Source organism: Streptomyces lanatus, assembly GCF_014655715.1.
Taxonomy (GTDB): domain Bacteria; phylum Actinomycetota; class Actinomycetes; order Streptomycetales; family Streptomycetaceae; genus Streptomyces; species Streptomyces lanatus.
This window is the reverse complement of the sequence record NZ_BNBM01000001.1, coordinates 857114-880133: the sequence shown is the minus strand read 5'-3', so window position 1 is coordinate 880133 and position 23020 is coordinate 857114. Positions and strand designations below refer to the sequence as shown.

Below are 23020 nucleotides of genomic sequence, written 5' to 3'. Positions count from 1 at the left end.
CTGTTAGCCTTGAAGCTTTCCCGGGTATCAGACCCTTTGGACTCATCACCGGCGAGGGACCGAGGAACCATGACGATGGACATCCCCGGCGACAGGCGACTGGCGGCCGCCGTCGTGATGGACGGCGAGCAGCGGGTGCTGCTGGTGCGCCGCAGCGAGAAGGAGCGGTTCCTGCCCCGGGTCTGGGGTGTTCCCTGCGGGAAGCTGGAGCCCGGTGAGAGCCCCGGGGACGGCGCCCTGCGCGAGCTGAAGGAGGAGACCGGACTCCTCGGCGAGATCGTCCGCAAGGTCGGCGAGTCGTCCTTCCTCAGCGACTACCGGGGGCACGAGATCAAGAACTGGCAGGAGAACTTCCTGGTCAGGCCCCTGACCTCGGACATCACCCTGCCGGAGCGCGACCAGGACTCCATCTGGCTCGCCCGTGCCGAGCTGACGAGGGTCGACATCGACGCGTACAACCTCGACATCGTCCGGCAGGCCTTCACGGAGTTCTGAGCCGCTCCGCCAGTTCCCCGAGCGCCGCCAGATACTCCGCCGTCGACAGCGGCACCTTCGCCACCGCGCCCGGATGCGGGCCCGCGGCCGTGAACACATCGGTGTGGGCACGCCGTTCGGCGCCCGTCTCCAGGAACAGCGTCACCGTCGGCTCGTCCGTGTCGCACCAGGCCCGGTGCAGGGTGTGCGCGGGCAGCGCGTAGGAACTGCCCGCCGCGTACTGCCCCACATGCGTCAGCCGCAGCCGCGCCGGACCGGCCGGTTCCAGCACCCAGTCCGCCGACCGCTCCGCCAGCGACTCCGCGTAACGGGCCGCCGAGATGCCGTCGTCCCCCACCTCGTACAGCTCCATGGCCAGCCGGCCCCGGACGACATGGGACGCCAGCGGTGAACGGTGGTTGTGGATGTCCTCCTTGCCGATCGCCCCGGCACCGGGATGCCACACATGGGCGCGCAGCATCTGGCGCGGTCCGCCGTCGATCAGCAGCAGCTTGTCGAAGCCCAGGACATGACGGTACGACAGTCGGGCGCAGGCCTCCGGATCCCCCTCGCCCGAGGCGAGTTCGGTGATCAGCTCCAACAGCAGGTCGGGAGCGCCCAGTTCGGCGACGACGGAGCGCGCGGCGGCGACCAGCTCATGCTCGGGCGGTGCACCGTCCAGCGCCCCGGTCAGCAGCCGTCGTGCCGCCAGGACCTGCCGACCACCCATGCACTCATCCTCCGACGCCCGCTCGTCACCCACGACTTCAGCCATGTGGCTGGTACATCCATACGGCATGCGCGCGCAGCGCCGAAAGACCCTGATAGGTCATCCACATGGGCCGCCGCTGCTCGGTGCTGTCGTCCCGCCCCCACAGCCAGATGCCGTCCGTCTGCCCGGCCCACACCGCGGCCAGGGCCCCGTCGAGGCGTACCCGCAGCTCGTCCTCCAGGCCCTCGGCGCGGGCGATGTCCAGGGCACCGGGCGACAGCAGGGCGCGGGCCAGCCAGGAGGCGGTGAAGTGCCGTACGTTCAGCACCTCGTGGCGGGTGGGGTCGTCGGTGCGGGGGCGGCGCACCTCCTCGTGGAGGTTCGCCAGGTCGGGGCAGATGTCGTGCGGCGCGTCCGGGCAGGACAGCAGCCAGCGGATGCCGTCCTCACGCGCGGCGCGGGCACGGGCGGCGCGCGCGTTGCCCTCCTCGCCCATGACCCGGGCGGCCCGGTCGAGGGCGACGACGGCCTGCGCGGTGTGCAGCGGCGACGGGTTGCCGTACGGCGGCTGGAGGCGGTAGCCCCAGCAGCGCAGATGGTCGCGGCGCGGGTCGCTGATCGCGCCGTCCGCGAGGGCCTCGCGCAGCACCGGCAGGACCTCGGAGCGGGGCGCGGCACGCAGCAGGCCGCGCAGCACCGTCGTCACGACATGGGTCGACTCGTGCCCCGTGCGGTCGAGTTGCCGGGTGAAGCCGTCCGTGCAGCGGTCCACCTCCGCCGCGAGCCGCTCGGCGGACGCGCCCGCCCGGGCCAGCGCCCCCAGCACCAGCGCGGTCACCTCGGGACGCGCCTCCGACCCCTGGGACCGCGCCGACCAGCCGCCCCCCGGCAGCCGCAGCCGCCACAAGGTGTCCACCAGTTCGCCGGTGCTCAGCCGTCCCTCCGGCACGCCGAGGTCGAGCATGATGTGCAGTCCGTACGCGGTGCCGACCGGGGTGGGCCGGGACGGGGTGTCCTCGCCCAGGGAGTGCGGCCAGCCGGTGAGCCGCCCGTGCTCGGGGTCCTCCACGACCGACACCTGCTCGACGAGCGAGTCGTAGGCGGCGGCGAAGACCCGGGGGAGCGGGCCGGGCGCGCCCGGGGCCAGCGCGGCGGGCCCCACGGCGGGTGCGGAGGCCGCGGTCCGCGCCCGCAGCAGACCCGCCGCCAGCCAGGCCGCGACGAAGGTGCCGAGCCCGCTGACGCCGGAGATCAGATACCGCGCGGTCGCGCCGTCGATGGAGCCGGGCAGCACACTGAACAGGAACTGGAACACGCCGTACCCGGCGGCCGCGGCACCGAGGCCGCCGAGCCAGCCGACGAAACGCGCCGGGGGTGAGGTGGGCACGGTGTCCTCGTCGGGAGCGGGGGACGGGGGACCGGTGCCCGTCTGACGGGGCCTCAACGGGCCGCGTCCTAGCTGCTGTTGGGACATGACGCGTTCCCTCCCCCGTGGTGGCGGCGTGTGGCCTCCGCGAAGTTTCCAGTCTAAGTGGTCAGGGTGACAACTGGGGCGGCCGCCGATCGGCCCCCGCCCGAGGCCAGTTCGCGAGCGCCACGTGCAGCGCGTCGACGGCACGCTCCCACGACTCGCGGACATCACGGGGCGCGCCGAAGGCACCGGTGGACTCCAGCGAGCAGTACCCGTGGAAGGTGCTGCGCAGCAGCCGGACGGCGTCGGTGAGGTCGGGTTCGTCGAGGCCGTAGGCGCGCAGCATGCCGTACGTGATCTCGGCGGTGCGGCGCATCGAGGGAGAGTCGGCGGCGAGGCTCTGGTCGACGCGGATCTGGGTGGCCGCGTACCGGCCCGGGTGCTCCAGGGCGTACGCGCGATACGCGTCCGCGAACGCCGCGAGCGCGTCCTTGCCGGCCCGGCCCGCGACGGCGGCGGCGATCCGGTCGATCATCTCGCCACCGGCCAGCAGGGCGACCCGGGTCCGCAGCTCCTGGAGGTTCCTGACGTGCGAGTACAGGCTGGCGTCCTTCACCCCGAACCGCCGGGCCAGCGCCGACAGGCTGACCTTGTCGAACCCGACCTCGTCGGCCAGTTCGGCGGCCGCCTCGGCGAGACGGTCGGCGGTGAGTCCTGCGCGGGCCATGGGGCTGTGTCCTCCGACCGGAAACCTAGGGTGTTCAGGCAGGATGCTAATGCGGCTCGGAAGCGTATGACTACTCTTGCCCCGCATGACCCACACCGAGATTGACATCACCGCCGAGCTGGTCCGGGACCTCCTGCACGACCAGCATCCCGACCTGGCCGACCGCCCCGTGGAGCTCGGTGCGCGTGGCTGGGACAACCAGTTGTGGCGGCTCGGCGACGACCTCGCCGTACGGCTCCCCTGGGCGACGCAGACGGCCGACGCGCTGCTGCGCAAGGAGCACGCGTGGCTGCCCGGGCTCGCCCCGGGGCTCCCCCTGCCGGTCCCGGTGCCGCAGCGCATCGGCGAGCCCTCCGAGCGTTTCCCGCGGCCCTGGATCGTCACCACCTGGGTACCGGGCACACCTGCCGACCTCGCCCCCGTCACCCGCGCCGACGAGGCGGCCGACGCCCTGGCCGCCTTCCTGACGGCGCTGCACCGCCCCGCCCCGGTCGACGCGCCCATGGGCCGTGACCGGGGCGGGCTCCTGGCCGACAGCCTGGACGGGTTCACCGGGATGCTCGCCCGGGCGACCGAAATGGGCCTGGTCCCCGACCCGGACGCCGTCCGCGCGGTCTGGGACGACGCCGCCGCGGCGCCCGAGTGGGAGGGGCCGGCCGTCTGGCTCCACGGTGACCTGCATCCGGCCAATGTGCTCACCGCGGACGGCACGTTCTGCGGGGTGATCGACTTCGGGGATCTCTGCGCGGGGGACCCCGCCTGCGATCTCTCCGCCGCGTGGATCCTGCTGCCGGAGGACGCGATGGACCGGTTTCACGGGGCGTACCGGCCGACCCCCGACGCCGCGACGCTGCGGCGGGCCCGGGGGTGGGCGGTGGGGCGTGCCCTCAGCGGGATCCTCATCGGCGAGGCGGGGGTGCGAGGCCGCCCCGGCGGTAAGGCGAGCTGGGGGCCGCCGGCGTACGCGTCACTGGCCCGTCTCACGCGACAGGCCGACGGTCGTCACCCGACCGGCGCGTAAACCACCCCCAGCTTGTCGATCTCATCCCCGGCCCGCCCCGTGAACCCCACGATCTGCCACCCCGACGGTGCCGTGAAGGTCCTGGTGTCCGACGTCGCCGTACCGGACGACAGCGTGCGGCCCTTGTCCGTGGTGAAGGAGGCCGAGAAGATCCGCGTACGGCCGTCCTTCTGACCCTGCGTCAGCTTTACGGCCGTGAGGTGCTCGCCCGACCCCAGCGTCAGGGACGTCGCCGTGCCGCCCGTGCCGCCGTGGGTGAGGGTCGTGCCGTCGGCGTGGGTGAGGGAGAGGGCGTCCAGGCGGGAGGCGCCGCGCAGGGTGAGGGTGCGGGGTGCGGGCGTGGCCGGCAGGTCGTCGGCGTCGTTGAAGGCCGTGCCGTGCGGGCCGCCGAAGAAGTCGCTCGCCTTGAGGGACGAGTTGAGGGTGTAGGAGAAGTCGACCGTGTGCGGGAAGTGGTCGGAGAGGTGCTTGCCGTCCGCGCGGAGGAACTTCGCCCAGTCGTTGTTGTAGCGCGTCGCGTTCAGGGTCAGCAGGTCGCTGCCCCGGTAGAGGACCTTGTCCACCACCTCGCAGTCGTTGGTCGGCGCCGCCGAGTCGCACACCAGCGCGTCACTGCCCGCCGCCGGGGGCGTGCCGCCCTTGACCAGCTTCACCCACGCGTCGGTCAGGCCGTTCTCGCTCACCAGCGTGCGGATGTTGTCGCCGCTGCGGGTGTAGCGGGTGTTGGTGTCGCCCATGACGATCACCGCGTTGCCGGCGGAGTTGGCCTGGATGAAGTCCGACAGCTGCTCGACGTTGGCCCGGCGGGCGGCCAGCGCGGCGGCGTCGTCGTCGGCGTTGGTGTGGACGTTGTACAGGTCCACGAACACGCCCTCGGCCAGCCGCACCCGGGCCAGCGAGAAGCCCTTCGGGGTGAGGCAGTTGGTGCCGGTGCAGTCGTTCCACTTGACCCGCTCGAAGTCCTCGAACGAGAAGTCCGACAGCGTATTGAGGCCGTCACCGAAGGCCGCTCCGCCGCTGGTCGCCGTGCGGTACGGGTGGGCGTCGTTGGCGTACAGCGAGGCGTGGAAGTTGAAGTCCTCCTGGACATTGACGATGTCGTACGGGGCGAGGCGCTGTCCGATGAGCGGGGTGTTCGTCTCAGGGTCGCTGTCGCCGAGGCCGAGCGGGAGGCCCGCGATGTTGTACGTCAGGACGTTGAAGGAGCCCGAGGTGGCGGCCGTCGCGGGCGTGGCCGTGGTGGCGGTGAGGCCGGTGACGGCGAGCGCGGCCGCCGCGAGCGTGCCTATCAGTCTTCTCATGGTGGGGGAGTCTCCGGGGGAGAGGGGAAGAGGGTGAACGTTGAACATGAGCGGTGTTCAGGTTCGGTGTCAACCAGGGTGACGTACAAGGGTCGTTGAGGAAACTGTGAGAGACGGGGAGTTCCGCCGTATCGGCGGCACCCGGCGGCCATGCGCCGCTCGTTCAACGTTCATGTTTCGCCTTGATCCTCCACAGGCGGCGCAACAGCGCCGTAGAAGGCAGCCGCCGGCAGACAGCGGCACCCCAGGAGGCGTTCATGGGACACGGGCACCCGCACGGGCATCACCACCACGACCACGATCACTCGCATGACGGGGCGGCGTCCGGCGCGATGCCCGCCGCCTTCGACCCGTCCGTGCCCGACGAGGCGCTCACCCCCGAGCAGCACTCGCGCCGCACCCTGCTGCGCCGTGCGGGCCTGCTGGGGGCCGGTCTGGCCGCCGCGAGCGTCGTCGCCCCGGCCGCCGCCGCGGCTCCCGCCGCCTCCGCCGCCCCGGCCTCCGGCGGCCGCCGCACCAACGGCTTCCTGTGGCTGTCCGGTGACCACCACATCCACACCCAGTACAGCAGCGACGGCAAGTACCGCGTCGTCGACCAGGTCCGCCAGGGCGCCAGGCACGGCATGGACTGGCTGGTCATCACCGACCACGGCAGCGTCGCCCACGCCAAGATCGGCGTCGACAAGGTCAACCCGGACATCAAGGCGGCCCGCGCCGCCTACGAGGACACCCTCGTCTTCCAGGGCCTGGAGTGGAACATCCCGGGCGCCGAGCACGGCACCGTCTTCGTGCACCCCGGCAACAACGAGGTCTCCGTACTCAAGCAGTTCGAGACCGACTACGACGGCAGCGTCAAGGGCGCCTCCGACTCCACGCCTGCCAACGAGGCCCTCGCCATCGCGGGCCTGAACTTCCTCGCCGAGCAGGTGCAGCGCCGCAAGGTCAAGGACGCGCTGATGCTCGCCAACCACCCGGCGCGGCGCGGTGTCGACTCCCCGCACGAGATACGCGGCTGGCGTGACGCGGGCCGTGGCCGCCAGATCGCCATCGGCTTCGAGGGCGCCCCCGGCCACCAGGCGGCCGGCCTCCCCGCCCCCCTCGGCATGGGGCGCGCCCGCGGCATCTACGACAACAACCCCAGCGCCAACTCCTTCGCCGGCTACCCGCTGGAGAGCTACCGCACCTGGGGCGGCTTCGACTGGATGACGGCGACCGTCGGCGGCCTGTGGGACAGCCTCCTCGCCGAGGGCAAGCCGTGGTGGATCACCGCCAACTCCGACTCCCATCAGGTCTACGCCGACACCGCAGCGCGTGGCGGCGGCAACTTCGACGCCAACGGCCGCTACGACGACCCGGTCTACGCCGGCCAGATCGACATCACGCAGGGCGACTACTGGCCCGGCCAGTACAGCCGTACGCACGTCGGCGCCGACGGCTTCTCCTACGCCGCCGTCATGGAGGGCATCCGCGCGGGCCGCATCTGGGTCGACCACGGCCAGCTCCTCGGCGCCCTCGACGTCCGCGTGACCGGCGGCCACCGCTGGGCCACCCTCGGCGGCGCCCTGCACGTCCGCAAGGGCACCAACGTCACGCTGGCCGTCGACGTGGCGATGGCGGGCGGCCCCAACTGGGCGGGATTCGTACCGAAGTTGGCCCGCGTCGACGTCATCCAGGGCGATGTCACCGGCCCGGTCGCCGACAAGGACACCTTCACCGCGCCGACCGCCAAGGTGGTCAAGTCGTACGAGGTGAACAAGTCGTCCGGCACGGTCCGCCTCACCTACGACCTCGGCAAGGTCGACCGCCCCGTCTACGTCCGTCTGCGCGGCACCGACGGCAACCGCGGCGCCGTGGGCGCGATGGGTGCCGCCGTGGACCCGGCCGGGCCGGCCATCGACGTCGTGGGCGACGCCGACCCGTGGCGCGACCTGTGGTTCTACTCCAACCCGGTGTGGGTCCTGCCCTCGTGACCCCGTACGTCCTGACCGTGGACGCGGGTGTCCGGGACCTCCGTGCGGCCGACCACCTGCTCCACACGCTGGCGGCCGAACTCGCCCTTCCCGAGGGCGTGTTCGGCTGCACCCACCTGGTGCGGGGAGAACGGCCGCGGGTGGCCCTCTCCCTCGCCCTGCCCACCGAGTCGCTCCTGCGTACCGCCCAGGAGCGGCTGGTGGCCGGGGGACACGAGGTGGCGCCCGGGGTGCCGGACGCGATGGGCCGCGCCGTGCTCTACCCGGGCGTCGCGTCCCTCACCGGCACCCTGACGATCGCCGACGTCCTGTCCCACTCGGCGATCGACCGAGTAGCGGTCCTCGGCACCTCGGACCAACCACCCCCGGACACCCGCCTCCTGACGGGTGATCATGTACGCCCGCAGTGGCAGGACGGCGAACTTGTCCTGACCGCCATGCCCGCGGTGGGCGGGACGCTTGTGCCATTCGAGGTGGCCGATCCGACGCCGTGCTGCGCGGACCACTGAACTCAGCCTTCCCGCATGGTCTGAGAGTTGACTCTCACGCTTTCTGAGAGAACACTCTCAGGTCATGGATTCCGGGAATCGCCTCGGCGACATCGAGATCACCGATCCGAAGGCCATGCGGGCGCTGGCGCACCCCGTGCGACTCGCCATCCTCGAACGCCTCCAACGCGAGGGCCCCGCCACGGCCACCCAGCTCTCCCCGCACGTCGGCGCCACACCGTCCGTCACCAGCTGGCATCTGCGGCATCTCGCGGGCTTCGGGCTGGTCAGGGATGCCGCCGACGGCGGGACCGACCGGCGTGAGCGGCGCTGGGAGGCGGCGGCGCGGGGCTTCCGGCTGCGGGTTCCGGAGGACGCGGAGGGCACCTCCGCGGCGCGGGCCCTGTCCTGGGAGATGTTCGCCCGTGCCGCCGACCTGCCCGAGCGCTGGGCGACGGAGACCGAGCCCGCCCTCGAACCGGCCTGGCGCCGACTCGGCGGCCTGGCCAACACGCGGATCGTGGTCTCCGTCGAGGAACTCGCCGGGATCGAGGACGCGATCGAGGCCGTACTCGCACCGTATGTGATGCGCGACCGCGAGACCCGACCGCCCGGAACCCGAGGCGTACGGCTGCTGCGCTACGCGCTGCCGGAGGCCGCGCCGGGAGCCGGCGAGGGCGCGGACGCATGAGGCGCGGGCTCCTCGCCCCGACGTCCCTGTGGCGGGACCGCCGGTTCGCGCGGTGCTGGGCGGGCAGCGCGGTCTCGCAGTTCGGCGACCGGATCTCCGAACTGGCGCTGCCCCTGATCGCCGTCGGCGTGCTCGACGCCTCGGCCGGTCAGGTGGCCTGGCTGACGGCACTGGTCTGGACGCCGAACCTGCTCGCGCTGGTGCTGGGGGCGTGGGTCGAACACAGGCCGGGCAAACGGCGGTTGCTGATCGGCACCGATCTCGTAAGGGCGGGCGTGCTGCTGACGGTGCCGGTCGCCTACGCGTGGGGCGCCCTGACGCTGGGGCAGTTGTACGCGGTGGCTCTGCTGACCGGCCTCGCGAGCGTGGTGGCCGCCTGCGCCTGGGCGCCCTTCTTCGCGCTGCTGGTGCCGCGCGCGGCGTACGTCGAGGCGAACAGCAAGTTAAGCGCGGCCCGTTCGGCTTCCTTCGTCGCCGGGCCCGCGGTCGGCGGCGGGCTGGTGCAGGCGCTGACCGCGCCGGTCGCCCTGGTCGCCGACGCGCTGTCCTTCGTGGCGTCCGCGTTGCTCCTGCGCCGGGTCACGGTCGACGAGCCGCCGCCCACCACGGCCGACCGCACGGCACTGATGCGCGACGCGCGCGAGGGCGTGGCCCACATCTTCCGGGATCCGGTACTGCGCCCCGGCCTGGCCTGCACCACGACCCTCAACTTCTTCACCTTCGTCTCCGGCACCGGCCTGATCGTGCTCTTCGCCGACCGCGACCTCGAACTCTCCCCGGCCGCCATCGGGCTGGCCATGGGCATCGGCGCCAGCGGCTCCCTGCTCGGTGCGCTGGCGGCACCCTGGCTGGCCCGGCGGATCGGCGTGGGACGCGGGATCGCCGTCGGCGCCGTTCTGTTCCCGGCGCCCATCGCCCTCATCGCCACCGCGGACGGCCCCGCCTGGGCCCGCGCCGGGATCCTGGGCGCGGCCTACTTCCTGGTCGGCCTCGGCGTCATGCTGTTCGACGTCAACCTCAACTCCCTGCAGACCGCGGTGATCCCCGACGCCCTGCGCAGCCGCGTGGCCGGGGCCTACAGCACCGTCAACTACGGCGTACGCCCGCTCGGCGCCGTCGTAGGAGGCGTCCTCGCCACCGGCATCGGCCTGCGCGCGACCCTCGTCACCGCGGCGATCGGCGGTGCGCTGTCCCTGCTGTGGCTGCTGCCCTCACCGATACCCGGCATCCGCTCCCTGGAGGGCATCGAGCCCTCCGAGCCGACCCGCAGCCCTCCTCGGGTCGGTCAACACCCGTAGGATTACCGGGGTTTCGAGCCGACGGGGAGCGGATGACACACGAGGAGGCGCGGCGCGAGAAGGCGCCCGGCGGACGCAGGCCTCCCGCACCGCCCGGCGACCCGGCCCGCCCCCTGTGGCGGCAGCGGGACTTCGGGATCTTCTGGGTCGCGCAGACCCTCTCCGTGCTCGGTGACTCCTTCGCGCTGATCGCCCTGCCCCTGCTGGTGCTCCAGGCCACGGGCTCACTCGCCCGCATGGGCCTGCTCACGGCGGTCGGCGGGGCGGCGGCGGTGCTCGCGGCGGTGTTCGCCGGGACCGTCGTGGACCGCGTCGACCGGCGCAGGCTGCTCATCATCTGCGATCTCGTGCGCCTGGTGCTGTACGGACTCGTCCCGCTGGTCTGGCTGTTCGGCCCGCGGATCTGGCTGCTCTATGTCGTCCTGCCGCTGTGCGAGGCCCTCGGCATGCTGTTCGCCGTCGGCTATGTCACCGTCGTGCGCGGACTGGTCGGCACCGACCGCCTCACCGAGGCGAACGGCCGGCTCAACGCCACCGCCGCCGCGGCCGGCGTGCTCGGGCCACTGTGCGCCGGGCTCGTCGCCGCCTGGTCCGGCCCGGCCACGGCCGTCGGCGTGGACGCCGCCAGCTTCGGTGTCTCCGCCGCCTGTCTGGCCTTCGTACGACTGCGGGAACGGACCGGTGAGCCCACCGAGCGGTCGGGGCTGTGGCGGGACCTGCGCACCGGCATGTCCTTCCTCTACGGCCACCCTGTGCTGCGTTCCCTGACGGCCCTGCTGTTCGTGTTCAGCTTCCTCACCCTCGGCCTGAACGACCTGGTCATCTACCACCTCAAGCACGACCTCGGCCATGACGACGGCACGGTCGGCGTCGTCATGGCCGTCGGCGCGCTCGGCACCATCACCGGTGCCCTGCTGGTGGCCCGGGTCCGCCGTGGGCTCGGCTTCGGGCCGACCTGGACCGGAGCGGTCGCGGTGTGCGGGCTCGCCTTCGCCGGGCTCGGCTGGGCCGGAGATGTGCCCGTCGTCGCGGCCCTGACCGCCGCCTTCCTCGCCTGCGTCGGCATCGCGGGCACCTGCTCCATGTCACTGCGCCAGGAGGTCACCCCGGAACCCCTCCTCGGCCGTGTCACCTCCGCCTACTGGACGCTCCAGTACTCGGCGGCCCCGATCGGCGCGGCCGTCCTCACCTGGGCCGCCGAACACCACGGCACGGCGCCCGTCGCCCTGCTCGCGGGCGCGGGCTGTGTGCTGATCGCGGTCGCCGCGCTCTTCACGCCGATATGGAGCTCGGGGCGCCGTACCTGACCATCGGTCACCCGTTCACCCCCGTATAGTGCCCCAACGCCCACCGCCACATCCCCCGCGCCCCCAGATACGCCACCAGCCCCAGTAGGGGCGATGCCGCCGCCAGCCAGTACGGAACCGCGGTGTCGTGGCCGGTGAGGACCGCGGCCGGGAAGTACGCGACGAAGGCGAGCGGGAGGGCGAAGGTGAGGAAGCCGCCGACCGCCTTCGGGAGGACGTTCAGCGGGTAGCTGCCGAAGGTGCCGAGGAGCTCCTCCAGCCAGCGGCCCCAGTAGTCGGCGGCCGGATAGCGCAGACACGCGGCGGCCACGCCCGTGAACAGGGCCGCTTCCAGCAGCATGCCGCCGATGACCGCGGCGATCAGATAGGAGACGCGGCCCGCCGACCAGTCCAGGGTGCTGCGGCCGAGCGCGCCCGCCATCAGGCCCGCCGCGACCGTCAGGTCGCCGATCGCGTTGGTCGGGAAGTACGCGAGCTGCACCTGGCGGTGCACCGGCATCGGGCGCAGGAGATAGATGTCGATCCGGCCCTCCTGGACCTGGTGGCCGATGAAGTGCACACGGCCCAGGAGCAGGACGAACAGCCCGTGAGCGAGCATCCGGATCGCCGGGATCAGCAGGACGTCCGAGCTGTCCCAGCCGCCCATCCCGGTGAACCGGGCCAGCAGCACCGTGGCGAACACGATCACCGACATCTGCCAGATCGCGCCGATCGCGATGTTCAGCAGGAACTCGGTGCGGTACTCCATCGAGGCGCGGATATTGAGCAGCGAGACACGCCAGACGATGCGCAGAGCCTTCAGCGACATCTCAGCCTCCCTGCGAGATCACGCGTCGAGCTGCCCGCCGCCACACCTGGCGGGTGACCAGGGCCAGCGCCAGCACCCAGGCCGCCTGGACCGCCAACTGGGCGCCCGCGTCGGACAGTTGGATCCGGCCGACGTAGATCGACAGCGGTACGTTCAGCGTCGCCTGGAAGGGCAGGACGCCGCTCAGCGTGATGAACCAGTCCGGGAAGAACCACAGCGGCGCGTACACCCCGGACATCAGGTTCTGCGCGAAGATCAGGATCAGCATCGCGGAGTTGTTGCGGAGGGTGAAGAAGCACATCTGGTCCAGCAGGAGCATGACGTAGTACAGGACCCACTGCCCCAGCAGCATGCTCAGCAGGAACACCCCCGCCGTGGCCGCCGACTCCGGCGGTGCCACCACCCCCGCGGCCAGGCACACCGCGTATCCGAACAGGGCCCACGCCAGCCCGTACAGCTGCTCGCCCAGCGCGCGCAGGGCGTAGTACCGGCGGGGCGGCAGCGGGCGCAGATACCAGTAGACGATCGTGCCGAAGTGCATGTGCTGCAGTACCGTGTCCCGGCCCGCGTACTGGTCCAACTCCCGCAGCCGGGAGGCCAGTACGGCCAGGACTGCGTACGTCACCGCCTGGTCGCGGGTCAGTCCGGCGGTCGTGCCGGTGTGGGCGTACAGGCCGCGCCACAGGGACGCCACCAGGACCACCTGGACGGTCAGCCGGAGCAGGACGGCGGTCATCCGGGGTGGCGTGTGCAGCTCCCCGAGCGGGGTGACGCGGGCGGCCCGCCAGCCGTGCAGTACGGCCATGTCAGACCCCCTCGGCATGGACGTACGCGGCCCGCATCACGTCCTCCAGGTCCGCCTCGTCCAGCGCCAGGTCCGTCACCTCGTACCGTTCGATGACCCGCTTCAGCGCCTGGTGCACGGTCGGCGCGTCGGGACCGTCCGGCCCGAAGACCGCCTGCGGACCCTCGCGGCGCAGCAGCGCGATGCCCGGCAGCGGGCCGATCTCGGTGTGCGGATCGGCCAGCGTCACCCGCACCTGCCAGGTCGAGCCGAACTCGCGGCGGATCTCGTCGAGCGTGCCGTCCAGCACCAGCCGCCCGTTGTTGATCAGCACCACCCGCTCGGCGAGCCGCTCCACCTCCGTCATGTCATGCGTGGTCAGCAGGACCGTACGGCCGCGCTCCTCCACCTGGTGCCGCAGGAACTCCCGCACCTGCTCCTTCACCACCACGTCCATGCCGATGGTCGGCTCGTCCAGGAAGACGACCGGCGGGTCGTGCAGCAGCGCGGCGGCCAGGTCGGAGCGCACGCGCTGGCCGAGGGAGAGATGGCGGACCCGGGTGTCCCAGAAGGAGGACAGGTCCAGGAGGTCGTCGAACTCCTGGAGGCGGGCGGTGTGTTCGGGCTTCGGGACCTCGTAGATGTCGCGCAGGATCGCGAACGACTCACGGACCGGCAGATCCCACCACAGCTGGGTGCGCTGCCCGAACACGGCGCCTATGTTGCGGGCGTTGCGCTCGCGCTCCTCGTACGGCACCACACCCGCGACCCGCGCCTCGCCCGCGGTCGGTGTGAGGATGCCGGTGAGCATCTTGATGGTGGTGGACTTGCCCGCGCCGTTCGGGCCGAGCAGGGCGAGGAGTTCACCGGCGGCGACGGAGAACGTCACGTCGGTGACGGCCTCTTTGGTGACCTTCTCCGGGTTGACCAGGGAACGCAACGCGCCCCCGAAGCCGGGGCGGCGGACGGTGGTGTGGAAGGTCCGGGACAGTCCGCGAACCTCGATACTGCCATTCAAGTGGCATCAACTCCCTTCGGGCACACATGAGTTGCGGCCGGTCGGCATGATCGCCGACCGGCCGCTGATGATTCTGCCTACTCGGTGGCCGAGAACACGAACGAGAATTCCGTCGGCTCCGCCTTCAGGAAGTACTGCGGCAGCGGGCCCGGACCGCAGGACTGCGAACCGATGCCCTGCTGGCCGTGGTCGAGATTGACCCAGACGGTGTCGCCGGGCACCAGATCGGTCAGATGCCGGGCGGCGTCCAGCTGTTCACTGGTCCAGGGCCGAGCGCTGAACCAGAACTCCGGCTCGCCCTCGATCCTGAGCCCGCCGAGTTCCACCCAGCGCACGTCGGACCGGGCGCCGTTCTCCTGCGGGCGGACGTACGGCGTCTGGAGTTCCTCGATGCTCGCGTCCCACAGCAGCAGCTTCGCCGCGGCCCTGGTGTCCGGGTACGCCTCGCCGCCACTGCCGAACCAGGCCGCGGACCCCGTGGTCGCCGCCGGCAGTCCGAGACGGAGGCCGAGGCGGGGCAGCGGCACCTTCCAGTCGCCCTCGGGAGTCACCGACACCGTCAGCCGCAGCAGGGTGCCGTCGGACGTCCAGCGGTACTCGGTGCGCAGGCCCACGTCACGGGCCGCGGGTGCCACCCGGGTCCGTACGGTCAGCGCGTCGTCACCGGACTCCACGCCCTCCAGCCGGTGCCGCATCCGGTGCAGGCCCAGCTGACGCCACAGCACGCCCCAGCGGGTGTCGTCCTGCCAGGAGGCGCCCTCGTCGTTGTCGGTGGGCGCCCGCCACACATCCAGGCGCGGGCCGTTGACGTCGACCCCGCCGAGGGACAGCAGGGCACCGGTGCGGGCGTCGAAGGCGGCCGGGCCGAGCGAGATCCGGTCACCGTCGACCGCGGGCCGGGCACCCTTCGCGGCCGGGAGGGGCTCACGGGGCACGACGGTCCGCTGACCCCACGCCACCTCATGGCCCCGGCCCGCCCAGGGGGTGTCCTCGGCGAGCAGCGCCCGCACCGTCCACCCCACCTCCTCGCCCTTGCCGTCGGGCGCGGCCGCCGGCAGCTTGACCTCCGCCGACTCACCGGGCGCGAGCGGCGGCACGGCCAGCTTGTGCGCGCCCGTCGGGAACCCGTCCACCTGGTACGAGAACTCGAACTCCAGGTGCGACAGATCGGCGAAGTCGTACGCGTTCGTCACCCGTACGGCACCACCGGCGGCGTCGCCCTCGATACGGACCGGCTCGATCACCTTCTTGTACTCGACAAGGCCCGGGGACGGCGTCCGGTCCGGGAAGATCAGCCCGTCGCAGACGAAGTTGCCGTCGTGCAGCTCCTCGCCGAAGTCACCGCCGTAGGCGTAGCCCAGCTCGGGGTGCTTGACGCCGTGGTCGATCCACTCCCAGATGAAGCCGCCCTGGATCCGGTCGTGGGCCTCGAAGATCCACTGGTAGTCGGCGATGCCACCCGGTCCGTTGCCCATCGCGTGCCCGTACTCGCACTGGATGAAGGGCAGTCCGCGCCGCTTGTGCGTCCCGCCGTCCAGGCCCTGTCCGATGCGCTCGACCTCGGCGTGGGAGGCGTACATCCGCGAGTACACATCGGTGTCGCGGCAGTCCCAGTCACCCTCGTAGTGCACGAGGCGCTCGGGATCCCGGCCGTGGATCCACTCGGCCATCGCGGTCAGGCCGCGCCCGGTGCCGGCCTCGTTGCCCAGCGACCAGAACACGATCGACGGGTGGTTCTTGTCCCGCTCGACCATACGGGCCGCGCGGTCAAGGAGGGCCGGGGTCCAGCGGTCGTCGTCGACGGGGTTGTCGCGCCAGGCCTGCTCGGTGAAGCCGTGGGTCTCCAGGTCGCACTCGTCGATGACCCACAGGCCGTACTCGTCGCACAGGTCCAGGAAGGCCGGGTGCGGCGGGTAGTGCGAGGTGCGGACGGCATTGAGGTTGTGCCGCTTCATCAGCAGCACGTCCTCGCGCATGGTCGTGAGGTCCAGGGCGCGGCCGCGTTCGGGGTGCCACTCGTGCCGGTTGACGCCCTTGAAGAGGATCGCCCTGCCGTTGACCTTGATCAGGCCGTCTTCGAGGACGACCGTACGGAAACCGATCCGCAGCGGCACCCGCTCGCCGGACGTGACCAGCTCACCGTCGTACAGCTTCGGCGTCTCGGCGGACCACGGCTCGACCGCGACGGTCACCGACTCGCCGGTCGCGACATCGATGTCGAGGCCGGGCACCGACACCCGCCCGTCGACGTCGGAGTCGACGCGCAGGGTGCCCTCGCCCGTGGTGTGGTCGTAGGAGGCGTGCACGAAGAAGTCGCCCGCCGCGTCCGTCGGGCGGTGCAGCAGGGTGACGTCACGGAAGATGCCCGGCAGCCACCACTGGTCCTGGTCCTCCAGGTACGAGCCCGCCGACCACTGGTGCACCCGCACGGCCAGCACGTTCCCGGCCGGCTTCAGCAGCTCCCCGACCGCGAACTCGTGCGGCAGCCGCGAGCCCTTGAACTCGCCGAGCTCCGTGCCGTTGAGCCAGACGCGGGCGCAGGATTCCACGCCGTCGAAGCGGAGGACTGCGGTGCCGTCGGCCGGCCAGGTGTCAGGCAGGTCGAAGACCCGCAGATGGTCACCGGTGGGGTTCTCCGTGGGGACGTGCGGCGGGTCCACCGGGAACGGGTAGAGGTGGTTGGTGTAGATAGGCGAACCGAACGCGCCGTCGCCCTGGAGGACCCAGTGGCCGGGGACCGTGACCTCGGCCCAGTCCCCGGCGTCGTACCCCTGCGCGGCGAACGAGTCGTCCTCCGCGTCGGCGGTCGCCGACAGCCGGAAGCGCCAGCTGCCGTTCAGGGACAGGGACTCCGCGTCCGAGGTGGCGTACCAGGCGCGGGGCGGCAGGGCCCCGCTGCCCGGGGAGACGTCCTCTACGTAGGTGACGGTCGGGGTGGTGCGGAAAGACATCGGTCTCCAGGTCTTGAGAAGAAGGCGTCAGCCCTTGATGCCGGTCTGTGCGATCCCCTGGACCAGCCAGCGCTGGAGGAAGAGGAACACGAACACCAGGGGCAGGATGGAAATGGCCGTGGCCATGAAGATCATGTGGAAGACGACGGTCTGGTTGGTCATATAGCTGGAGAGCGCGACCTGGACGGTCCACGAACTCGGGTCCTGGCCGATGACCAGCGGCCACAGGAAGGAGTTCCAGCCGTTGATGAAGGTGATGGTCGCCATCGCCGCGAAGAAGTTCAGCGAGTTCGGCACGACGACACGCCAGTACGCGCCCCAGTAGCCCAGGCCGTCCATGCGTGCCGCCTCCTCCAGCTCCTTGGGGAACCCAAGGAAGTACTGCCGGAACAGGAAGCAGGTGAAACCACTGAACAGGCCCGGAATGATGAGACCACGGTAGGTGTCCACCCAGCCCAGCGAGGAGACCAGCACGAAGCTCGGTACGAAGGTGACCGCGGTCGGCACCATCAGGGTGCCGAGGACGGCGTAGAAGACCTTGTTGGCGTGCTTGTACGGAATGCGGGCCAGACCGTAGCCCGCGAGGGAGCAGACCAACAGGACGCCGACCGTGTGCAGGGTGGCCACGACGGCCGAGTTCCACAGGGACCGGGCGAAGGGGACCGTCTCGTCCGAGAAGAGCTCGCCGATGTTGCCCCACTGGATGTCCGTGGGGAAGATCTGCCAGTTCTCCCCGGTGATCGCGGCATCGGTGGAGAGGGCGTTGCGCAGCAGGACGTAGAACGGGATCAGGAAGAGGACGGCGGCGACGCCGGTGGCGATGTAGAGGCCGGTGGAGCTCATCACGCCGCCACCGCTTCTGACGCGACGGGGCTTGCCCGGCTTCGGCGCGGACTTGCGCACCTGAGGCGTGGTCGTGGTCACTTGGACTCGTCCCCCCTTCCAAAGCCCATGATCTTGCCCTGGAGCAGGGTCACGGCACAGATCAGCACGGTCAGGATGAGCGCTCCCGCGCTGCCGGCGCCGTAGTCCTGACTCTCGCCGAGGGCCTTGTAGTACAGCTCGACCAGGGGCGGGCGGCCCCAGGTGGTCTTGGACAGCAGGTTGAAGAACTCGTCGAAGGCCTGGTAGGCGGCGATGAGCAGCAGCAGGATCACCGCGGTGGACGTGGCGCGCAGCTGGGGCAGGGTGATGTGACGGAAGGTCTGCCAGCCCGGCTTGGCGCCGTCGAGGGCGGCGGCCTCGTACAGCTCGTCCGGGATGTTCTGCAGGGCCGCGATGAACAGGATCATGTAGAAGCCGGACTGGAGCCACAGTCGGGCGGTCACGATGACCAGCCAGTACCAGGGCGGGTTGGGGTCGATCAGCCAGGCGATGTTGTCGATGCCGAACCAGCCGAGGACCGTGTTCATCAGGCCGAACCGGACACCGCTGAAGATGGACATCTTCCAGATCAGCGCGGCGGCGACATAGCTGCACGCGGTTGGCAGGAAGAAGACCGAGCGGAAGAACGCCCGCATGAACCGCATCCGGTTCACCAGCAGCGCCAGACCCAGCGACAGCGCCCAGGTGGTGGGCACGATGAAGGCGGCGAAGACGGTGAAGGTGCCGAGGGAGCCGACGAAGTCGTCGTTCGTCAGCATGTAGGTGTAGTTGTCGAACCCGACGAACTTGTCGGGCGTGACGGTGAAGCGGGCCTCGAAGAAGCTGAGCCAGAGGCTCCAGAGGATCGGCGCGTAGACGAAGATCGCCAGACCGATCAGGAACGGCCCGGTGAAGAGCCAGAAGTTGAGCGTGGGGCTGCCCCGCAGACCCCGCCGCGGCTTGGCCGATGAGGCCTTCGCCGGGGCGGGGCGCGCGAGGTCGCGCGTCGTCGTCGACATGTCGTGATCCGTCCCGCGGCCTATCCGAACAGCTTCTTCAGCTCGCGCTCGACGGCCGTGTCGCACTTGTCGAGGGCGGCCTCCGGGTCCATGTTCTTGCGCACGCAGTTGGCGAAGACGTCCTCGAACGAGGTGCGCATGGCCTGGGTCCAGCCGATGTTGTCGAAGTGACCGAACTCGTTGAAGAGCTTGACGCCCTCAGCGGCGTTGCCCGACTTGAGCTTGGTGGCGGACTCGGCGAGCGAGGCGCGCGGCGGGATGTGGAAGCCGTAGGACGTCGCCCAGTCCTCCTGGTACTTCTTCTGGTCGATCCACAGCCACTTCACATACTCCTTGGCCGCGTCCACGTTCTTGCCCTTGGCGTTGACGAACATCGACCAGCCGCCGTTGTAGACCGACGGCTTGCCGGAGTCCGTGACCTTCGGGAAGGGGAAGACACCCCAGTCGTCGCCGAGCGCGTCCTGGATCGCCGGCATCGCCCACATACCGCAGAACTGGATGGCACACAGGCCCTGGATGAACGAGGAGGGGTCCCAGGACTCGGTCGGGGCGCCGAGGAGGAGGTCGCCGCTGGTGAACAGCTTGCGCATCTTCTTCAGGCCCTCGACCACGCCGTCCGTGTGGTAGGCGATCTTGTTGTCCGCGGTGAGGTGCTCGGCGCCTGACGACCAGATCAGCGTGTCGTTGACGCTGTGCAGGTCGTTGCCCATGTACAGGCCCTTGACCTTGCCGGTGGTGAGCTTGGCGGCGGCCTCCATCAGCTCGTCGAACGTGGTCGGCACCTCGACCTTGGCCTTCTCCAGCATCGACTTGCGGTAGAAGAAGAACTGCGGGTCGTCGATCATGCGGACGCCGTATATCTTCCCGTCGACCGTGTGCGACTTGATGTCCGCCGGGTTGAAGTCGTCCTTGACCGGGTCGATGAGGTCGGTCAGATCCGCCACCTGGCCGCTCTTGACCATCTGGATCTGCGGGTGGAACTCGAAGAGGTCCGGCGCGTTGTCGGTGAGCAGGGACGAGAAGAGCTTGCTCTCGTAGTCCGCGCTGGTGATCCACTGCGTGGTCACGTTGGCGTCCTTGTAGGCCTTCGCATACCGCTTGATGGCCTGCTCGGTGCCCGCCTCGCCGTACGCGTGGAACATCTGCACGAGGCTGTCGCCGGAGCTGCTCCGGCCGGTGTTGCCGCCGCACGCGGCGAGTCCGCCCGCGGCGGCCAGGCCCATCGCGGCCCGCAGAACGGTTCGGCGGTCCCAGTTGGTGTTGCTCGATGCCGACATGCTGACGTCCTTGTCTCGAGTACGGCTGTGGCTCAGCGCCGATTGGCTCAAAGGGGGTTGCGGTGCCGGACGTTAACCTTCGGCTAAGGCTTCGGCAAGGGGTTGGACGAAGTCTGCATGAAGCGTTGCGCGGCGTTCGGAATACCGGACGAATGGGGGGAGCCACCGCCGCCGTCACGCGGACGGCGCGGTACGGCTCCTCGCCGCGGTGGTGCGTTTCGCCGCGGCCCGCTGGCCCACGGACTGCAGCGCGCCCTCCAGGGCGAACGTCGCCGCGCCCAGGCATGCCGGGTCGGTGGGGATGGGGGAGAGCACGATCTCGGTGGCGGCCATCGGCCGTGGCAGCGCGTGCCGTCCGACGGCCTCGCGCACCTCGTGCAGCAGCGGTTCGCCGAGACTGCGGGCGACCCAGCTGCTGAGCACGACCACTTCGGGGTTGAGGACATTGACCAGGTTGGCGATGCCCGCGCCGACGTAACGGGCCGTCTCCCGTACGACCTTGACGGCCACGGGATCGCCCTCGGCCAGGCCGCGGGCCAGCGCGTCGATGGTGGCGGTCTGGTCCTCGGGGTGCAGCAGCGGGCTGCGCGGACTGAGCTCCCGCAGGTTCAGCATGATTCCGGGCGCGCCGACATAGGCCTCGACGCAGCCGTGGTTGCCGCAGCGGCACAGCCGCCCGTCCAGGACGAGCGTCGTATGCCCCCACTCGCCTGCGCTGTTGCTCACGCCCCGGTACAGCCCGCCGCCGAGCGCGAGCCCGGCGCCGACGCCCGTGCCGAGGTTGACCACGACCGTGTCCCCGCGCCCGCGCGCCGCCCCGAACCACATCTCGGCGACCGCGCCGGCCCGCAGCGGGTTGTCCAGGTACAGGGGGTAGGCGATGACCTCGGAGAGCAGGTCGAGCAGCGGCACATCGTGCCAGTCCCAGTTGGGCGCGTACTCCGAGATGCCGGTGTCCCGGTCCACCTGCCCCGGCACGCTCACCCCGACGCCCAGCACCCGCGCGCCCTCGATCCCGGCCTGTGCGACCACGGAGCCGACGGCTGCGGCCACATGGCCGACCACCTGCTCGGGCCGGCTCTCGCCGGGGCGCATGTCCTCGTCGGCGCGGGCGAGCACGTTCAGCGCGAGGTCGAACAGCTCGACATGGACGTACGTCTCCGCGATGTCCACGCCGATCAGCGCGCCTCCGGAGGCGTTGACGGCCACGAGCCCGCGGGGGCGGCCGCCCGCCGAGTCCTCGAACCCGACCTCCGTGATCATCCGGAGGTCGAGCAGCTCGCCCACGAGGGTGGCGACCGTGGCGAGACTGAGCCCGGTGGCGGCCGCCAGCTCCTGCCGTGAGGTGGGCGACGCGGCGATGATCTGGCGCAGTACCTCGTAACGGTTCGCGGTGCGGATGTCGCGTGATGTGCGCTTCACTGGGCCATGCCCCCGTCCCTTCGTCCACGTCGGGCCGGGTCGTCGTCGGTACCGGCGCGGCGCAAGGCTATGACGTGCGCCGACTTTCGACAAGGGGTTAGGAAAGGGGGTTTACGAAGTCTCCCGAGGCCGTGTCCGAGAGTCACTCACCCAGTATGTCCTGCACGAAGGCGTTGGTGAACTTCCGACCCGGGTCAAGTTCCCGCGCCAGCGCCCGGAAGCCCTCCAGCCGCGGATACCGCGCCCGCACGACATCCGCCGGCATCGCGAACACCTTCCCCCAGTGCGGCCGCGGATCGAACGCGTCCAGCGCCTCCTCCAGCCGCCGCACCACCGGCAGCACGGCCGCCGTGTCCTCGATCCAGGTGAAGTGCAGGGCGACGGTGTCCCGTCCGTAGGAGGGGCTGAGCCACTGTTCATCGGCGGCGACCGTACGCACCTCGCAGGTCTGCAGCACGGGGGCGACCGTGCCCCGGATCGCGTCGATCGCGTGCAGCGCGTCCAGGGCGTGCTCGCGCGCCAGCAGATACTCCGACTGCAGCTCCGCCCCGCTGCTCGGCGTGAACTCCGCCCGGAAGTGCGGCAGCCGCTCGTGCCACGGCCCCGGCACCCCGAACTGCTCCGTGCAGTTGACCGCGGGCATCCCCGGCACCGGGTGCAGCTTCTCGGTGGCCGGCGCGGCCCACGGGAAGTCCGGCAGCGGCTGGTCGGTGCGCCGCTTGAGCCACACCTGCCGGAAACCGGGCGCCCGCCAGTCGGTGAACAGACTGACGCTGTACGCCGACGCCATCACCGCCCCGAACATGCCGGGCTCCAGCCCCTCCAGCGGCAGTTCGGTGAACAGGTGCTGCTCGACGTCGAAGGACGGCTCCAGGTCAAGGGTGAGCGCGGTGACGACGCCGAGGGCGCCCAGGGAGGTGACGGCGCCCCCGAACCGGGGGTCGTCGCGGCCGACGCTCACCACCGACCCGTCCGCCGTGACCAGCTCCACCTCCCGCACGGACGTGGCCAGCGAGCCATTGCCGACCCCCGACCCATGGGTGCCGGTGGTCACCGAGCCGGCCACCGAGATGTGCGGCAGTGACGCCATGTTGGGCAGCGCGAAGCCGTGCGCGTACACGGCACGGGCCAGCTCGGCGTACCGGACGCCGCCCGAGACCCGTACCGTACGGGCCGCCCGGTCGATGTCGATCACCGGCGGCAGATCGGCGATGGACAGCAGGACGCCCTCGGGACCCGGCTCGGCGATCCCGTTGAAGGAGTGCCCGCTGCCCAGCACCCGCACCTTCGCGCTCCCCGCCACCAGGGCCCCGATCGCACCGACCGAGTAAGGCCGCTGCAGCTCCTTGGCGGTGAAGGTGATGTTGCCCGCCCAGTTGGTGATCGTCTCCGTCATCCCCTGCCGTCCCTCCGGGTGAGTGCGTGCATGCTGACCTTCTCATTCGCGGCCACCCGGTGCGGAGAGCGTTTTCCCAAC

The 23020-nt window shown here is 71.0% G+C and carries 20 protein-coding genes; 7 read left to right on the top strand and 13 right to left on the bottom strand.

Going from position 1 to position 23020, the window contains the following annotated elements; all coding sequences use genetic code 11:
* Nucleotides 1–69 precede the first annotated feature (69 nt).
* On the top strand, nt 70–495 hold the full coding sequence (locus IE325_RS03885) for an NUDIX hydrolase (protein ID WP_373315078.1): 426 nt from the start codon (nt 70–72) through the stop codon (nt 493–495).
* On the opposite strand, the gene IE325_RS03880 is transcribed toward IE325_RS03885, so the two are convergent.
* The 3 genes from IE325_RS03880 to IE325_RS03870 all read right to left on the bottom strand — a co-directional run bounded on the left by IE325_RS03880 (nt 482) and on the right by IE325_RS03870 (nt 3324).
* A complete protein-coding gene (locus IE325_RS03880; protein ID WP_190068512.1) occupies nt 482–1204 on the bottom strand; it encodes a cupin domain-containing protein in 723 nt (240 codons plus the stop codon). The genes IE325_RS03885 and IE325_RS03880 overlap by 14 nt on opposite strands.
* Nucleotides 1205–1241: 37 nt before the next feature.
* Entirely contained in the window at nt 1242–2573 is a 1332-nt protein-coding gene (locus tag IE325_RS03875; protein ID WP_229911634.1) for a prenyltransferase/squalene oxidase repeat-containing protein, read from the bottom strand.
* Nucleotides 2574–2721: 148 nt separating this feature from the next.
* On the bottom strand, nt 2722–3324 hold the full coding sequence (locus IE325_RS03870; RefSeq protein WP_190068201.1) for a TetR-like C-terminal domain-containing protein: 603 nt from the start codon (nt 3322–3324) through the stop codon (nt 2722–2724).
* A gap of 85 nt (nt 3325–3409) precedes the next feature.
* On the opposite strand from IE325_RS03870, the gene IE325_RS03865 reads away from it, so the two are divergent.
* Nucleotides 3410–4345: an aminoglycoside phosphotransferase family protein gene (locus IE325_RS03865; RefSeq protein ID WP_190068200.1), complete on the top strand. Its 936-nt coding sequence runs from the start codon at nt 3410–3412 to the stop codon at nt 4343–4345.
* On the opposite strand, the gene IE325_RS03860 is transcribed toward IE325_RS03865, so the two are convergent.
* Nucleotides 4327–5646: a jacalin-like lectin gene (locus IE325_RS03860; protein WP_190068199.1), complete on the bottom strand. Its 1320-nt coding sequence runs from the start codon at nt 5644–5646 to the stop codon at nt 4327–4329. The two genes, IE325_RS03865 and IE325_RS03860, sit on opposite strands and share 19 nt — an antisense overlap.
* A 257-nt stretch (nt 5647–5903) precedes the next feature.
* On the opposite strand from IE325_RS03860, the gene IE325_RS03855 reads away from it, so the two are divergent.
* From IE325_RS03855 to IE325_RS03835, 5 genes are all read left to right on the top strand, one after another.
* Complete coding sequence (locus IE325_RS03855; protein WP_190068198.1) at nt 5904–7616, top strand: PHP domain-containing protein; 1713 nt, start codon at nt 5904–5906, stop codon at nt 7614–7616.
* Nucleotides 7613–8125 (top strand): hypothetical protein, encoded by a 513-nt coding sequence (locus IE325_RS03850; protein WP_190068197.1) that lies wholly within the window; start codon nt 7613–7615, stop codon nt 8123–8125. Before IE325_RS03855 ends, IE325_RS03850 begins: the two co-directional genes overlap by 4 nt.
* 64 nt (nt 8126–8189) lie before the next feature.
* Nucleotides 8190–8795 (top strand): ArsR/SmtB family transcription factor, encoded by a 606-nt coding sequence (locus tag IE325_RS03845; protein WP_190068196.1) that lies wholly within the window; start codon nt 8190–8192, stop codon nt 8793–8795.
* Nucleotides 8792–10093 (top strand): MFS transporter, encoded by a 1302-nt coding sequence (locus IE325_RS03840; protein WP_190068195.1) that lies wholly within the window; start codon nt 8792–8794, stop codon nt 10091–10093. Before IE325_RS03845 ends, IE325_RS03840 begins: the two co-directional genes overlap by 4 nt.
* A gap of 32 nt (nt 10094–10125) precedes the next feature.
* On the top strand, nt 10126–11400 hold the full coding sequence (locus IE325_RS03835; protein ID WP_190068194.1) for an MFS transporter: 1275 nt from the start codon (nt 10126–10128) through the stop codon (nt 11398–11400).
* Nucleotides 11401–11407: 7 nt separating this feature from the next.
* On the opposite strand, the gene IE325_RS03830 is transcribed toward IE325_RS03835, so the two are convergent.
* The 9 genes from IE325_RS03830 to IE325_RS03790 form a co-directional block, all read right to left on the bottom strand.
* On the bottom strand, nt 11408–12208 hold the full coding sequence (locus IE325_RS03830; protein WP_190068193.1) for an ABC transporter permease: 801 nt from the start codon (nt 12206–12208) through the stop codon (nt 11408–11410).
* Between the two features lies 1 nt (nt 12209).
* Nucleotides 12210–13013 (bottom strand): ABC transporter permease, encoded by an 804-nt coding sequence (locus IE325_RS03825; protein WP_190068192.1) that lies wholly within the window; start codon nt 13011–13013, stop codon nt 12210–12212.
* A 1-nt stretch (nt 13014) separates the two neighbouring features.
* Nucleotides 13015–14010 (bottom strand): ABC transporter ATP-binding protein, encoded by a 996-nt coding sequence (locus IE325_RS03820; RefSeq protein ID WP_190068191.1) that lies wholly within the window; start codon nt 14008–14010, stop codon nt 13015–13017.
* Nucleotides 14011–14087: 77 nt separating this feature from the next.
* Nucleotides 14088–16961 carry a glycoside hydrolase family 2 TIM barrel-domain containing protein gene (locus tag IE325_RS03815; protein ID WP_190068190.1) on the bottom strand — a complete coding sequence of 958 codons (2874 nt, stop codon included), beginning with the start codon at nt 16959–16961 and terminating at the stop codon, nt 14088–14090.
* 27 nt (nt 16962–16988) lie between these two features.
* On the bottom strand, nt 16989–17885 hold the full coding sequence (locus tag IE325_RS03810) for a carbohydrate ABC transporter permease (RefSeq protein ID WP_229911633.1): 897 nt from the start codon (nt 17883–17885) through the stop codon (nt 16989–16991).
* Nucleotides 17882–18844 carry a carbohydrate ABC transporter permease gene (locus IE325_RS03805; RefSeq protein ID WP_190068189.1) on the bottom strand — a complete coding sequence of 321 codons (963 nt, stop codon included), beginning with the start codon at nt 18842–18844 and terminating at the stop codon, nt 17882–17884. Before IE325_RS03805 ends, IE325_RS03810 begins: the two co-directional genes overlap by 4 nt.
* A gap of 20 nt (nt 18845–18864) precedes the next feature.
* A complete protein-coding gene (locus IE325_RS03800; RefSeq protein ID WP_190068188.1) occupies nt 18865–20121 on the bottom strand; it encodes an ABC transporter substrate-binding protein in 1257 nt (418 codons plus the stop codon).
* A gap of 174 nt (nt 20122–20295) precedes the next feature.
* Nucleotides 20296–21543: an ROK family transcriptional regulator gene (locus IE325_RS03795; RefSeq protein WP_190068187.1), complete on the bottom strand. Its 1248-nt coding sequence runs from the start codon at nt 21541–21543 to the stop codon at nt 20296–20298.
* Between the two features lie 142 nt (nt 21544–21685).
* Nucleotides 21686–22939, bottom strand: coding sequence for an FAD-binding protein (locus IE325_RS03790; protein WP_190068186.1), 1254 nt, complete (start codon nt 22937–22939; stop codon nt 21686–21688).
* Between the last annotated feature and the right edge of the window lie 81 nt (nt 22940–23020).

Bases quoted from the DNA above. Each gene is read 5' to 3' on its own strand.
- IE325_RS03885 (WP_373315078.1), top strand. From the start codon at position 70: ATGACGATGGACATCCCCGGCGACAGGCGACTGGCGGCCGCCGTCGTG.
- IE325_RS03880 (WP_190068512.1), bottom strand. From the start codon at position 1,204: ATGGGTGGTCGGCAGGTCCTGGCGGCACGACGGCTGCTGACCGGGGCG.
- IE325_RS03870 (WP_190068201.1), bottom strand. From the start codon at position 3,324: ATGGCCCGCGCAGGACTCACCGCCGACCGTCTCGCCGAGGCGGCCGCC.
- IE325_RS03865 (WP_190068200.1), top strand. From the start codon at position 3,410: ATGACCCACACCGAGATTGACATCACCGCCGAGCTGGTCCGGGACCTC.
- IE325_RS03860 (WP_190068199.1), bottom strand. From the start codon at position 5,646: ATGAGAAGACTGATAGGCACGCTCGCGGCGGCCGCGCTCGCCGTCACC.
- IE325_RS03855 (WP_190068198.1), top strand. From the start codon at position 5,904: ATGGGACACGGGCACCCGCACGGGCATCACCACCACGACCACGATCAC.
- IE325_RS03845 (WP_190068196.1), top strand. From the start codon at position 8,190: ATGGATTCCGGGAATCGCCTCGGCGACATCGAGATCACCGATCCGAAG.
- IE325_RS03840 (WP_190068195.1), top strand. From the start codon at position 8,792: ATGAGGCGCGGGCTCCTCGCCCCGACGTCCCTGTGGCGGGACCGCCGG.
- IE325_RS03835 (WP_190068194.1), top strand. From the start codon at position 10,126: ATGACACACGAGGAGGCGCGGCGCGAGAAGGCGCCCGGCGGACGCAGG.
- IE325_RS03830 (WP_190068193.1), bottom strand. From the start codon at position 12,208: ATGTCGCTGAAGGCTCTGCGCATCGTCTGGCGTGTCTCGCTGCTCAAT.
- IE325_RS03825 (WP_190068192.1), bottom strand. From the start codon at position 13,013: ATGGCCGTACTGCACGGCTGGCGGGCCGCCCGCGTCACCCCGCTCGGG.
- IE325_RS03815 (WP_190068190.1), bottom strand. From the start codon at position 16,961: ATGTCTTTCCGCACCACCCCGACCGTCACCTACGTAGAGGACGTCTCC.
- IE325_RS03805 (WP_190068189.1), bottom strand. From the start codon at position 18,844: ATGTCGACGACGACGCGCGACCTCGCGCGCCCCGCCCCGGCGAAGGCC.
- IE325_RS03800 (WP_190068188.1), bottom strand. From the start codon at position 20,121: ATGTCGGCATCGAGCAACACCAACTGGGACCGCCGAACCGTTCTGCGG.
- IE325_RS03790 (WP_190068186.1), bottom strand. From the start codon at position 22,939: ATGACGGAGACGATCACCAACTGGGCGGGCAACATCACCTTCACCGCC.